We start from the raw sequence: 13912 nt of genomic DNA on the forward strand, positions 1-13912 counted from the left end.
GAACTTGTATGACACCGTTTGACAAAACACCCGCAATGCTTGTCATCATTGTGAAAATTGTCACTTAAATGACGTGTAGAAATCGCTTTCAATGTAAATTTACTTATGCAGCAGCCTACAACAATATATGCAAAATGCTATCTAACATGACACTTACTTTTAACTTGGACTGCTAACTCTGCAGTCCAAGCCGCTGTGGGAACTAGGTGCAGCGATTAGTGGTCATTCGGTAGAAGGGGATGATCCATTAGGCCGCCTTAGCTGAAATAGATGGAAATGCTACCGTTATTCTGGGCTGCACTGTGGCGGGGCACGAAATAACAGTAGAAACTCCAGCTAAATCGTCAGTAGATACCCTAAATCCGCTAAATTCTGAGGAATTAGATGTATAATTTCCAGTTAATTGCACAAATGAAGATCAAATGTGGAAAATAGCAGGAGGAATCGGCGTTAAGGCTCTTTTTCGTCTAATAGCGTTTCCCAGTCCCCTCCTTTATTGTCGGAGCCTACTCCGCACAAAGAAAAAAAGGCTAGCCAGGATTACCTCCTGACCAACCTCTTAAAGGCTATGACTACTCATCTTCCGGCTCAACCTCATACGTGCACATAAACCGCTCAACACCTGGATATTTCTCGCCAAGACTGCGAATCACGAAGCCGATGCTCCGGTAAAATTGCACCGTATCCTCATCCGTCTCCGCCACGATTCTCAGTGGATGCATCTCTTCAATAATTTCGAGAATGATGCCGCGCCCGAACCCGGCTCCTCTACTGTGAGGATCAACCGCCAGATGATGAATGGTCATTTCCTGCTCATTGTTGATTCGAAACCCGATGATTCCGACAAGTATCCCTTCTGATTCATAGCCATAAAGCCACATATTCGAATCCGTCTCATATCGCTTAATCGCCTCTTCCAATACATCTGGATCTGGAAAGACGCTGTAACTGAGCAGCTCCTGAATAAGGTTCTCCTGAAGGCGGGATTTAACGTCGATTAACACTTACGATCACTTCTTTCTCTTGTTCATCTGTCATCTATACATAATCTAACAGACTTATCAGCTTGTCAATGTGAGCTGCTGGCTTAACGCCTTTTGCCACCATCAACGGCACCCCATTGCCATAACTTATAAAAGGAATCCCTGCTTCCCTAGCTGCTTGACCGTCAATCCACGAATCACCAACGGAAATCCACTTATTCGCTTCAATTTCAGAAAAATGCCCCAGCACAAACAAATTACCCGAAGGCGAGGGCTTCATCCCCTCCATCTGATCTCTTCCGACAATCAAATCAAATCGAGCTTTGATTCCTGTGGTCTGTAGTGCTTTAACGGCAGCAGCGTAGGAGTTATTGGTTACGAGCGCTAATGTATAAGTTCCCTGCAGCTTATCCAAAAGCTCTTGCGCACCCGCCTCAAGACCTGCTCCCTCCATACCTGTAAGCTCATATCCCTCAGCAATCTGCAAGGCGGCAGCCAGCATTTCATCGGATGCTCCCTTCTCTTTGACGTAGGCAAGAATTGTCGATGTTGTGTGCGACTCTATCGAAAACTCGCGAGGTAGAACCTCCTCTCTGATCAAAAAGTGAGCAATCGCCTGTTTCATTGCTGAAAAATCAATATGGGAATGAAGAAGCGTATTATCCATATCAAAAATAATGCCACGAATCGGGTTCTCTTTATTCAATAGCGCTTCCACTCCCTATATCAAGATTTAGTGTATTTCGACACAATTCGATGTTAACTAACATTAACCGCTATATACACGTCATTGACTGACAACTATAATAAAACCACCAAAGACTAGCACACCATCAATCCATGAGAGGAAACGGATATGCATCTTGCAGAAACTCATCGGTATAGTTTATACCTCATCCTTCTAGCATTCGTCATTATTCTGTTAGCTTCCTACACAAGTCTGAAATTGGCAAAAAGGATTGCTGATTCTAGCCCCTGGCAACAAAAGTTATGGATCACGAGCAGTGCCTCAACCTTAGCCGTGGGCATCTGGTCCATGCATTTCATTGCGATATTAGCCTGTCCATATCCAGTAGTTAAGAGCTTCGATATTGCGACCTTATTTACCTCTCTGGCCATCGCAGTCATTGGCTCCATCATCGGCTTTATCGTCATGCACTTCGCTACATTCGAAATCCCTAAATTTCTGCTCGGCGGAACATTTATGGGATTATCGATATCCGGTATGCATTTCATGAGCATGAGCGCCCTAAATCAAGTGGAAATTCACTATACGCCTATTCCATTTATCATTTCTATTCTAATAGCAATCCTAGCGTCCATCATAACTTTGTACCTGTCCACCTATACAAAACAAAAAGTGGTCTCCAGCGGTTTCGTCATCAGCTTAACCCTTACTTGCATGCATTATATGGGGATGTCAGCGGGTAAAATGACTTATCCAGATAACAATATGCTTTCTGAGCATTATCCTGCGAGTACAGATGGTTACGTACTCGCCCTATTGATTGCTTTTGGGACGATCATCTTTCTAACGATAAACTTGCTCTATTCCATGAAAATCGATCAGAGGCTAGCTGAACAATTTGCCCTCAAAGCTTCACTACTGGATACAAGTGTCGACTGCATCATGGTGTTTAACAGCCGGGGTTGGATCATTGAGTGCAATTCAGCTGTGTCAGCTGTGTTTGGTTATACTCGCAAACAAGCTTTGACCTTAACCATGTTTGACTTTCTATTTCCTTTTGATCGAAATGGCGAAGCAGCCGCTTCTTTGTTTCAGCAGCTATCACGGCAAGATGCTGCTTTGATCGGCAAGCGAATCGAAATGGCTGCCTACCGTGCAGACCGTTCCGAATTTCCGGGTGAGATCACAATCACAGGGTTTCAGTTTAAAGGAAAGTTGATGTTTGCGGCAACGATCAGGGACTTAACGAAGCAGAATCGCTCAGCTTCTGCTTCTGCTTCTGCTTCCTAGATAGTCCTTTCATCACAAAGAACCTGAGGCGCTGCCTCAGGTTCTTTGGTCATTCTCGTAATCACCGGCTTAAGCCGCTTGTTTGGAAGTGGAATGAATCATAAATGGGATGAACATGGAGACTAAACTGACAATGAAGCCAAATACGAACATGCCATGGAAGCCGGTGTAAAAAACAGTCGCTTTCGTTAAAATCGCCCCCATGATGGTCACGCTCACAGCCGTGCCAATATTACGGGCGAACAGCTGCAGCGAAGTAGATATCCCTTTCTGGTGCGCCTCGACAAGCTGCTGTGAACCAATGGTTGAAACCGTAAAGATCAGTCCAAAGGCTAGTCCCAGCATCGTCATCGTCGCAAAAGAGTACCAGAAGGCTGTTTTTTCGCCCATAAAATAAAGCATGATTGCCGTAATCACGAGCAAACCATTCCCCACGATCAGCAGCGGTTTGTAACCATATTTAAGCACCCATTTCCCGCTTGGGACAGCAACAACCATCCAACCAATCGACGTTCCGAGTAGAGCGATACCACTCACAAATAGCGAATAGCCCTGATTTTGCAAATAAAGCGGAATAAAGCTTGAAGTCCCGAATAAAGCTGCACAGGAGATGAAAGAAACGGCAATCATAATCGCAACTGGCCGGTTACGAAGCAGATTCAAAGGAACAATCGGTGCACTGTGCCTCTTCTCATAGAAGAAAAAAGCAACCATGAATAGAGCACCCAATGCCCCGTAAATATAATTGTATTGCTCAACTGTTGTCGTGAGTAGCAGCAGCGATATCCCCAAAGCGAATAGCACGGCCCCGCCGTAATCCACCACCGATTTCTTCGCTTGATAAACTTCTTTATACGGCTTCAAAGCAAAAAGCGAAACCAAGCAAATCGGAATATTAACGAAGAATATCCATCGCCAGCTCAAATAAGTCACAAAAAACGTCCCTAATAACGGCGCTAATACTGCCGCTAGCCCCCACATTGCTGTGAAAAAAGCTTGCACTTTCCCACGCTGCTCCACTGGATATATGTCCCCTGCAATTATCGCCGGAAATGGCATCATGACGCCTGCACCAATCCCTTGAATGGCTCTAAACAAGATCAGCTGCAGCATACTCTGGGATAAACCGCAAAGTACTGACCCACCAAGAAATAAGAGAATCCCTGCGGCATAGATCTTTTTCCTACCAAATAAATCGGATAATCGGCCTGCAAGCGGAGCGAGTACCGTAGAAAGCACCATATACGAGGTAAATGCCCATGCAAATAGGTCACTACCGCCAATTTCCTTCACAATGATCGGCATCGTCGTGTTGGCAATGGTCGTATCCATAGATGCTACAAGCATCGCCAATACGATGCTAACCATGACCGTTGTTCGATTGCTTAGATTACTACTCAACATATTTCCGTGTACCTCCTATGCTGTCTTCTTCATCACATCCATATATTGTAACTGATTCACTATCTAATGAATAGCGTGTTTAGCGATTTGGCTGCTGAGACTCGAAACAGCATGAAAAAATTTCTTTACATATGGCTTACGCGTATAATAAAATTAATCCAATTGAAATAGTGGGTAATTGAATGGGGACATGACTACATGACTTTGAGTATTTTGTTTATGGGCGTAATCGTTGGTTTTTTGGTTGGATTGACTGGTGTTGGCGGAGCTTCGCTGCTCACCCCCATCTTAATTCTAATCGGTATTCATCCTTCTATTGCCGTCGGAACAGACCTGCTTTATAATTCCATCACGAAGCTTTTCGGCACAATCCAGCATTGGCGGCAGAAAACGATTGATTTTAAACTTGTCAAAATGTTAGCCATGGGCAGTATTCCAGGCGTCATTGTCGCAGTAATATTCCTGAAATTATTCAATTCGTTTTATAATAATCAAGAAGTCATTATTAAACACGCGCTTGGCTATGTCTTGATTCTGGTTGCTTTTGCCACCTTGTTCAAAGTCTTCTTCGGCCATAAGATCAAAGAGAACCGTTGGCAGCTCAAAAGCTTGAAGGAGAAACGCGGTCTAACAATCACCATCGGTGCTGTCCTAGGATTCATTGTAGGAATAACCTCCATCGGTTCCGGCTCCTTATATGCCATTGCCATGCTTTATTTCTACCGCATGGTTCCTGCACAACTCGTCGGTACTGATATCGCCCACGCATTTTTTCTGGCAACGACAGCAGGCATTCTGCACGCCAGCATGGGGAATGTCAACTACACGCTCGTCATCAATCTTCTGCTTGGCTCAATCCCCGGAGTGCTGATCGGCAGCATGCTCTCCACCAAAGCACCAACCAACGTCCTGCGGACGATTATTGCAAGCCTAGTATTAATTAGCGGCCTTAAATTAATATGAAAATTATTAAGAAGCTGTCCCTAAAGTCGTTAAATGACAGAAGGACAGCTTTACTTTTGAATTTTTTGGGCAGGGAGGCCCTTCTCAAATTTAGAGGGAAATACTACCGCTGTTTATTGGAGTAACGCAGCTAAAATTTGAATAACTGGAATTTTTCCTGTTTATGGAACGTTGAGCTAGGAAAGCACGGTATTCAGGGCTAATTAACGGTAGTTTTTCCAGTTATTTAGGAACCAAGCCGGGATATGTTTGAAATAACGGGAGGATTTCCCGTTATTTATTAAATCGCGAAACCGGATACGAAATTAAATATCGAATTTTCCGAAAAAGAAAGCAGCAGTGGATAGAAAAACCGAGGAACTAAGCCAGAACAGGCCTCTTAGCCCTCGGTTTTATTGAAGGCTATTGAGGGTATTCCAAAGATTTACTTTGGGGACACCCTCCTTCGTATAAGGTCATCCCTGAGATTCCCCGGGAAATAACCTTTTCTTATTTCAATGTCATTTCCTTTGTGAACCATAATTTGCAGCTCAATATACTTAGAATAATACCTGTCATTGCTGCCGAAGCCGTAAATGCAAACAAAATCAAAATTTGATACTTAACCGCTTCGATCGGGCTCGAACCAGCAATAATCATCCCTGTCATCATGCCAGGCAGTTGAACTAATCCAACCGTCTTCATGCCATCTATAGTTGGAATCATACTTGCCTTAATAGAGCGCTGAAGCGCTTGTTGAATAGCTTGCTTCGGCGTTGCTCTCAGCGCGAGAAGGGCATCAATTAACTCGCGAGAAGAACCGACTTCGCGGTTCATCTGGTTCAAAAACAACCCGCAAACAATCATAGAACTACCAATTGTCATCTCGCTGATGGGAATTATGAATTGCGTTGTTGGTTTGATAATTGGAAGCCGAGCATAATTCCCATAGTTAGAATTTCCGTTACAGCAATGGCTGCTGCTATACGCCAATTGATTCCCTTTAACCCTTTTGCCCGTTTGCCTGCATTTTGAGTAGCTACCATAATCATTATCGCGATGATTCCTATAATAAGTCCCACATGTTCGGTTTGAAAAACAAAATGAAGCACATATCCAATGAACAAAAGCTGCAAAGCACCACGGATGCTTCCCCAGGCAATGTCCTTCTCAAGCCCAAGCTTTTGCCATTTGGATAAAACCATCGTAATCATAATAAAAGTAAACGTAATGCCCAAGGCAACTGGTGACATACTTACTTCACTCCCCCTTGATCAAGGGAAAAAGCAATTAAGTCGTCTGTTTCACCGTCAGGACGTCCATGTAATGATAACTGGCCACCTTGAATGTTGTCTAATGCGGCTAAAACTCGTAATAGCGTACTCTTCCTTTACCCCGATGGCCCTGGATGGTTATGACATCTTTTGGGCTTACATCCACGTTGATTTGTTTAAAAAGCGGTGTGCTCCCTCCGTTTGGATGGTGCTTATGTACATGTTCAAAAACAAAAAAAAGCTGCAGAATTTCTCACTCCCTAGATGATTAACGCTTATGATGACTAAAGTATAGCACAGCTGCTATTTCACGGTGTTATTGACCCATTTTTTATGCAAACAGGCGCTTGCCTACACAAGATGACTTGCCCTATTCATACGTTGTGATGAACACCCAATGTGATGATAAAGGAGCTACTGCATATGCAGCGACTAATGTGTAAAGGTAAAATCCACCGTGCAACGGTAACGGAAGCCGACCTGAATTACGTCGGAAGCATTACCATAGATGCTTTGTTAATGCGTAAAGCGAACATTTTACCCTACGAAATGGTTCAGGTTACCAACCTGCGCAACGCTACTAGATGGAAAACATACGCCATTCCAGCGCCGGACGGCTGCGGAAAAATCGGGCTGAACGGACCGCCTGCCCATCTTTTTCAACCTGGGGATCTTGTCATCATTCTGAGCATGGGTCTGATGAGTGAAGCTGAAATTACGACCTTGAAACCTCAAGTCGTGTTCGTAGATGACCAGAATCAGGTACTCCGGGTTGAGGAGCATGATGTGGTTATTCAAGAGCAAGAAGTGAAGTCCTATGAGTAACCTCAGCACAAGCAAGTGGACGAAATACAAGCTGCTCCGCAAATCGGAGGAACTCAGAGCGAATCTCCCGGAAACCGAATGGCTAAAGGAATCGACCTTCTGGCGAATGATAAATAAATACAGCCAAGTTATTATTAAGCCTACTGGCAGCTATGGCGGACATGGTGTCATTCGAATTAAAAAATTGGATAATTCCGAATACGAGCTCCAAGACGGAGCAAAAAAGAAACTCTTTAGCGATCAAGAACAAGTAAACGCTTTTCTCAAAAAGAAAACCGGCAAAAATTATATTGTCCAGCAGCGTATTCCGCTTGCTACCGTTAATGGACGGCCTTTTGATCTACGCGTGATGGTGCAGCGGCGCCCCAATGCGAAATGGCAAGTAACTGGTAAACTGGCCAAAGTCGCAGGTGCAGGCTTTATCGTTACGAATATCCGCATGAGCAGCGGAAAAGTTGTATCGGTGGAGCATGCTCTCAAGCGTTCTCAGCTTAAATCCATACGATCTGGGAGTCTCCTGGCGCAGCTGGATAAAGTCGCACTGAAGAGCGCTGCCAAGCTTGGCCCCTCCTATCGGTGGGTTAAAACGATGGGCATCGACATGGCTTTTGATAAAGAGGGGCATGTTTGGATCATTGAAGTCAACTATGCGCCAATGCTGGAACTGTTTTTGAAACTAAAGGATAAGTCGATCTTCCGCAAAATCAAGTCATTTCACCAAAAATAAACAAACGCAAGAGACACAAGCCGTCTCCATCTTCACCCGGCTTTAATAATCTACATTAGAGTTTGCATACGCGAATTCACAATAACTAACCATTCGTTTTCCCGCTGAAAACGGCGAGGAGGCCCAGAGATGAAGCAATTGGGGCTTTATTGCTCACGATGTTCGGCAAAGCTCCCTTTCCGCTATCAAGACATGAAATGTACTTGCGGCGGCACATTATTGGTCGATTACGACTTGGAGCGCTTGAGCAAAACATTCACGAAGGAAGCATTACAGACTCGCTACCCATCCATGTGGAGATACAACGAACTGCTTCCGGTGAGCAACCCGGATTGTATCATCACGTTAGGCGAAGGCTGGACCCCGCTAGTACGCTTACAGAATTGGGAACAGAAGCTACCGATTAGGCAGCTATGGATTAAACGCGAAGAACAGAACCCGACTGGAAGCTTCAAATCGCGAGGATTCTCCGTTGCCGTTTCTCTGCTTAAAGAAGCGGGAGCAACCAAAGCGGCGGTTCCTTCCAACGGCAACGCCGCTGGCGCTCTTGCTGCCTATGCAAGCCACGCCGGGATTAGGGCTTCGGTGTTCATCCCTTTGGACTGTCCTCCGCTGATCGTTGACGAGTGTCCTCTCTATGGAGCGGAAACTTTCCTTGTGGATGGCTTAATTCATGACGCCGCTGCTATTATTGAAGCCGGCAAGCAGGAACAAGGCTGGGTGAACGTCGGCACTTTGAAGGAGCCTGGACGCGTAGAAGGCAAAAAAACAATGGGACTTGAGCTCGCCGAGCAGCTCGGATGGTCGTTTCCCGATGTTATCATCTATCCAACCGGCGGAGGCTCCGGAATTATTGGCATGTGGAAAGCTTACCATGAGCTCCAATCGCTTGGTTTTGTTGACGGACCCATGCCACGTTTCGTATGCGTGCAAAAAGAAGGCTGCCAGCCTATTGTCGACGGACTTCTGCCGCACTCTGCCATGGTTCAGACAGCAGAAGCAAGCAGAGAGCCCAGTCCGACCGGCATGCGTGTGCCGCAACCGCCTGATTTGCCCCTCATCTTGTCAATCATTAAGCAAAGTGGCGGTACGGCGCTGGCCTTATCCAAGGGTCAAATCGCCGATGCTACGCGTTCTTTAGGCGCTCAAGGCATTTCCTCATCGCCAGAGGGCTCTGCAACCTGGGCAGGCCTAATTGAGCTGTGTGACCGTGGCTGGCTGCGTCCAACCGACTCGGTCGTGCTGTTCAATACCTCTCATGCGATGAAATATGCACAACTGGAAATCATTTCCTCTATCCCAAGGATACGGAGTTATGCGGATTATAAGTCGCATGGGCACAGACTTGGGCACTGATTCCGCTGGCTCATTGCCTAAGAAAGCAGAAAAGGGATATCTCGTTAAGCCATGTAATGGCTGTGAGATATCCCTTTTCTTCGAAAGATTACGACTGACCTAGATTATTTTCTTCGTACAAGCGGGACATCGCTTGAATCAGAGGCTCAGCTGGATCGCGGTTCAATAAGAATAATGTCATTAAATATTGCAGCGGAAGCGCGCAAGTGTTATTGCCGTCTTGCACAGCAATGAAGCCGGCTTCCAGAACCGGACCATGCTCCTCGTGAAGCTCTAAATCAACATAGATCTTTTGATCAGGGAATTCTTCACGAACAGCCGATGCGCAGTAAGGAACAATATGTTTATCCAGAAGCTCTTTCGCCTGGTCTTCGGTTTGCGGCGGATTAGGAAGCGGATGGCTCTCTGGGCTTCTCAGCAAGTCCACAAAGAAGGAAGAAAGCCAGAGTCCTGCATTCGGATTTGTTTGGAAATTTCTCATAATTTCATTTAAGAAAAATCCACATGACGTGAACTTCTCATCTTTTTTAAGTGTAAAAGCAAACATCGGGCCATACGTCGGATTATTTCCGATTTGTCCCTCGACTTCGTATTCGGGAAATTGCGCCTTCATAACTTCGTTCATGTGCTGAAACCAAGTCATAATGATCTGGGCCTGTTCTTGTTCCAAATCTGGTGCGTTATTTTCTTCCGTTTGAGTTTCGATCTCTTTTTCTGTCATTGTGGTAAAAGCCTCCTGAATCATTCATATTGGCACGAATATTCCTATTGTACCGCATTTGATCCAGATCAGAAAGCTATAGTTACATTTTTAAGGACGAATACGGACGACACCAACCTCAGACGCGTTCACCGAGATCGAGTTCCCTCCTTGACCAATGGTTGCGCTAGCGGATTGTCTTACTCTCACTTTTGTTTTTCCGCTGCTGTAGCTTGATTTCTTGTTTGATTTGCGCTGCATGCATCACCACCCCCTCTCCTCGAACGTGGACACTCTATGCTCAGAGTATGAAAGGGTTAGCGTTCTTTCTTCTTTTTGCGTCTTTTGTAAATTTGAATATTTAAAGCATTACTTGCCAGCGCATTGCCTACCTTCGCCGATGCCTGGGCCGTTTGATGGATGTGAATGATAATCACATTCTTTTTGCCGATCCGATATCGGTACGTCTTTACCTTTGATCGAAGCATGGTGAGCTCCTCCTCGCAAGCGCACAAACAACGCTGTGTATTGCTGTAGCATATGCACCACGCTGACAGGCTGTATCAGCAAGTACATAAGGGGAGCACAATAGGCTGTTAAAAGGATCTTTTTATAATCGCTTAGGAGTCGGCATACCCAGCAGTTCAAGCGCTTCATGAAGGGTAGCCTTCACCGTTTGTGTGATCCATAAGCGGTGGGAGATGCTCTCTTCGCTCCCTTTCAAAACCGGACAAGCACTATAGAAATGATTGAACAGGGAAGCCAACTCAAACGCATAATGACAAATTAAGCTAGGAGCCAATTGCGCGGTGGCATTCTCCAAAGTTTCCGGCCAATAAGCGATATGCCTCAGCAACTGATATTCTTGATCTTCCAGAAGGGTTCCACTAAACTTGACTTCTATGGTTTGCAGATGATCATCTTTCTTTGCTTTGTCCAAAATACGGTTCGCTCTTGCATAGGCATATAGCAAATAAACGCCTGTATTCCCAGTCACTTCAGTTGCCTGCTCCAGATCGAAAATCACTTCCGTTAACAGCTGATATTTCAGCAAATAGTAACGGATCGAGGCCGCGGCGATGGATCTGCTGGATATCCCCGCTTTTCTTGAACGTTTGGCATCTATCACTTTCTCCATGCGATCCAGCAGATCTGCGACTTTAATTCCAATGCCTTGACGACCTGACATCGCGTAGGAGCTTTTGCCTTCGGAAGTATCTATGCCAAGCCCTGCCGCTGTATCGGGACTCAAAGAAACAACGCCGTAGCTTACATGCTTAAGCTGGTTCGCCTGCTGCTCGTAACCAAGAACTTCAAGAGCTAGTTTCACCATCTCTTGCGGATATTGCTGACGATAGTCAATGACATTAATAACCATATCTGCGTGCCCAATGGTTTTCTTGCTTCCTTGGGCTGCCGTTGACCATAGACGGTCCTCCCATTTTTTATACACAAAATCATTTTCCAGCAGTCCGAATTTCCATAGATGATAGGCGATATCCTTCGCAGTGTAGGTGAGAATGCCATTAGAACGAACAAGCACTTTATCCCCTTGATATTCCTGGTTGTCCGCTGGAGCTTCTCCCCCTTCTTCGAGGTTTTTCAATACCCAACAGCCCGCCAGTTTCCCCTCCGTCACCTTGTGAAACATCTCCGTTTTGCTGAGCAGCTCGAAGGTTGTATCCCAAAACCCTGCACGAACAATGCTGCTTTCCCAGACCAGCACATCATAGGAGATGCCGAATTGTTTCATTTCATCCAATTGCTCACGCACAATTCGCTCCGCTACCAGAGCGCCCATCCATGCAAGATTCGATGTTCCGCTCTCAATGGCATGTAAGACCACAGATCGCTGCTCGGCTAGCTCTGGCTGCGCTTTATAGGCATGATTCACCTTTGCGTAGGTATCCCAACAGAAATCTCCGAAACGTAGAAAATTCCCCTCCGTTTGCGTATGAAGAATGCCTACCACCGTATCTGCTAATTGATTCCCAAGGTCATCAATATAATTGTGAACCTCTACTTCATACCCAGCATGTAAGAGCATACGCGACAGCGAATCACCGATACAAGAGTTTCTCAGATGACCGACATGCGCGGCTTTGTTCGGATTAATGGAGGTATGCTCAACTAATACTTTTGTTTGTTTTCTAAAACTAGTGCGCTTAGTTGGAGCTTGAAATTCACCATTAGCCCATGCGTCCCAGTTGATATAAAAATTCAGAAAACCAGGTGCAACAGCAGCTGCCTTGCTAAACAAACCTTGGACAAGCCCGTTCATCTCGATGCGGCTTTGAAGCTCCCCAGCGATCTGCAAGGGGGATTTGCGTAATATTTTGGCCAAAAGCATGGCAATGTTGGAGCTGTAGTCACCATGTTCCGGATGTGCCGGATGCTCGGTTAAAATTTTCAAATTCGCTGGACGCTGGGTCCCGGATTCCTGGAACATGGCCTCCACGTGCTGCTCAATTTCAACGGTTAGTAGCTGCTGAATCATCGTATTTTCCTCCCAAATCACCTTATTTGCATACAAAAAAGCTCCCGTCTCTAAATAAGAGACGAGAGCTGTTCATTCCCGCGGTACCACTCTAAGTGTTAAATCCGTAGATTTAACCCCTCCAACGATAACGGCTTATGCCGGATCTCCCTACTGCTCATTTCGGAAGACCATTTCCCAGGTCCGTTTCGTTCCTGACATTCGTACCGGTTCCCACCATTCCCGGCTCGCTGCGACTGTCCGACAAGAACTACTGTCCTGTTCATCAATGTTACATATCAAGTTATGAATTGACTGAATATTACTTTAATATTTTCAAGTTGTCAAGAGGCAACTAATTTCATCATTAAGATGCCAATGAACGCCAAGGCCAATCCAGACTGTTCCATCTTTGAAAATTTATCCTTCAAAACAAATCGCGTGTAGAGCAGAACAATCAGTACATTCAATGCGACAACAGCAGAAACTAAACCTGCTTTGCCATGATCAAATCCATGAATAATGAAAATCATGCCGACTACATTCGTAATGCCCACGATCATCCCAAATAGAAATGTCCGTCTTTCCGTCCAACCCGAGGCAACTGCCACTTGTACCTGAGTATTGTCACCTTGCTTCTGATCCCTCAACCACCACAACCCAAAACAGATGGTTCCAGTAGCAAACATACAGAACAACGTCGGAAACAACGGGGCGGATACCAACGTCGTCCATTTACTAGACAAGTCATTGGCGGCAAACAGAATCAACGCCAGAGCTCCCCATCCCGCTCCTTGTAGATTTTTCAGCGTAATATCATTGGAGTAACGCACGACTAGAATCCCGATAACAATAATGACAAAAGCCAGAAACTGCATCATGTTTAGTCGTTCATCCCAAATCAGATACGCGACGAATACCACAACGACGGATGGCAAACCAGTGAGGATGGCGACCAATGACGCTTTTCCTACGGCAAAACCTTTGAACATGCTGGCATTAGCTCCAAAGGAAAACAGCCCCATCTGAACGCCAATTAACGCAGAAACCGTCCAAGCTTGTTGTAAAATAAGGGCGCAAATGGCGCTTATTAACGCCCCCATGAAAAATGTGCCGCATAGCAGCACATTCCGATTTAGTGATTGTTGGCTAGACCAGTGATACAGAATGCCTCGCAGCCCGAAACTGAAAGCCGCAAGTACGGAATACATGAGCCACATCCGAACAGCTACCCCTTTCTTTTGCTT

The 13912-nt window shown here is 45.5% G+C and carries 13 protein-coding genes, 1 pseudogene and 1 other annotated feature; of the genes and pseudogenes, 5 read left to right on the plus strand and 9 right to left on the minus strand.

Annotation, left to right across the window (positions count from 1 at the left end; all coding sequences use genetic code 11):
* Nucleotides 1–572: 572 nt before the first annotated feature.
* Entirely contained in the window at nt 573–1004 is a 432-nt protein-coding gene (locus AC58UW_RS13500; RefSeq protein ID WP_497421136.1) for a GNAT family N-acetyltransferase, read from the minus strand.
* 34 nt (nt 1005–1038) lie between these two features.
* Nucleotides 1039–1689, minus strand: coding sequence for an HAD family hydrolase (locus tag AC58UW_RS13505; protein ID WP_497421137.1), 651 nt, complete (start codon nt 1687–1689; stop codon nt 1039–1041).
* Between the two features lie 150 nt (nt 1690–1839).
* On the opposite strand from AC58UW_RS13505, the gene AC58UW_RS13510 reads away from it, so the two are divergent.
* Nucleotides 1840–2961, plus strand: coding sequence for an MHYT domain-containing protein (locus AC58UW_RS13510; RefSeq protein ID WP_497421138.1), 1122 nt, complete (start codon nt 1840–1842; stop codon nt 2959–2961).
* A 69-nt stretch (nt 2962–3030) separates the two neighbouring features.
* Here the strand turns inward: AC58UW_RS13510 and AC58UW_RS13515 are convergent, their stop codons facing one another.
* On the minus strand, nt 3031–4365 hold the full coding sequence (locus tag AC58UW_RS13515) for an MFS transporter (protein ID WP_497421139.1): 1335 nt from the start codon (nt 4363–4365) through the stop codon (nt 3031–3033).
* Between the two features lie 198 nt (nt 4366–4563).
* Here AC58UW_RS13515 and AC58UW_RS13520 point away from each other — a divergent pair, with 198 nt between their 5' ends.
* Nucleotides 4564–5328 (plus strand): sulfite exporter TauE/SafE family protein, encoded by a 765-nt coding sequence (locus AC58UW_RS13520; protein ID WP_497421140.1) that lies wholly within the window; start codon nt 4564–4566, stop codon nt 5326–5328.
* Nucleotides 5329–5817: 489 nt separating this feature from the next.
* On the opposite strand, the pseudogene AC58UW_RS13525 reads toward AC58UW_RS13520, so the two are convergent.
* A pseudogene (locus AC58UW_RS13525) lies at nt 5818–6560 on the minus strand (ABC transporter permease).
* Between the two features lie 444 nt (nt 6561–7004).
* Here AC58UW_RS13525 and panD point away from each other — a divergent pair.
* The 3 genes from panD (at nt 7005) to AC58UW_RS13540 (ending at nt 9489) form a co-directional block, all read left to right on the plus strand.
* Complete coding sequence (gene panD / locus AC58UW_RS13530) at nt 7005–7406, plus strand: aspartate 1-decarboxylase (protein ID WP_497421141.1); 402 nt, start codon at nt 7005–7007, stop codon at nt 7404–7406.
* Entirely contained in the window at nt 7399–8133 is a 735-nt protein-coding gene (locus tag AC58UW_RS13535) for a YheC/YheD family protein (RefSeq protein ID WP_497421142.1), read from the plus strand. The genes panD and AC58UW_RS13535 overlap by 8 nt, the downstream gene beginning before the upstream one ends.
* A gap of 129 nt (nt 8134–8262) precedes the next feature.
* Nucleotides 8263–9489, plus strand: a complete 1227-nt coding sequence (locus AC58UW_RS13540; RefSeq protein WP_497421143.1) for a threonine synthase — start codon at nt 8263–8265, stop codon at nt 9487–9489.
* A gap of 88 nt (nt 9490–9577) precedes the next feature.
* Here the strand turns inward: AC58UW_RS13540 and AC58UW_RS13545 are convergent, their stop codons facing one another.
* The 5 genes from AC58UW_RS13545 to AC58UW_RS13565 all read right to left on the minus strand — a co-directional run bounded on the left by AC58UW_RS13545 (nt 9578) and on the right by AC58UW_RS13565 (nt 13885).
* Nucleotides 9578–10210 carry a hypothetical protein gene (locus AC58UW_RS13545; RefSeq protein WP_497421144.1) on the minus strand — a complete coding sequence of 211 codons (633 nt, stop codon included), beginning with the start codon at nt 10208–10210 and terminating at the stop codon, nt 9578–9580.
* 90 nt (nt 10211–10300) lie between these two features.
* Entirely contained in the window at nt 10301–10450 is a 150-nt protein-coding gene (locus tag AC58UW_RS13550) for a hypothetical protein (RefSeq protein ID WP_186456158.1), read from the minus strand.
* Nucleotides 10451–10506: 56 nt separating this feature from the next.
* Complete coding sequence (locus AC58UW_RS13555; protein ID WP_497421145.1) at nt 10507–10677, minus strand: hypothetical protein; 171 nt, start codon at nt 10675–10677, stop codon at nt 10507–10509.
* A 122-nt stretch (nt 10678–10799) separates the two neighbouring features.
* Nucleotides 10800–12686: an arginine--tRNA ligase gene (locus tag AC58UW_RS13560; protein WP_497421146.1), complete on the minus strand. Its 1887-nt coding sequence runs from the start codon at nt 12684–12686 to the stop codon at nt 10800–10802.
* Between the two features lie 54 nt (nt 12687–12740).
* Nucleotides 12741–12961, minus strand: a binding site (T-box leader).
* A 48-nt stretch (nt 12962–13009) separates the two neighbouring features.
* Nucleotides 13010–13885 (minus strand): EamA family transporter, encoded by an 876-nt coding sequence (locus AC58UW_RS13565; RefSeq protein WP_497421147.1) that lies wholly within the window; start codon nt 13883–13885, stop codon nt 13010–13012.
* Nucleotides 13886–13912 lie beyond the last annotated feature (27 nt).

Source organism: Paenibacillus sp. J22R160 (assembly GCF_059692135.1).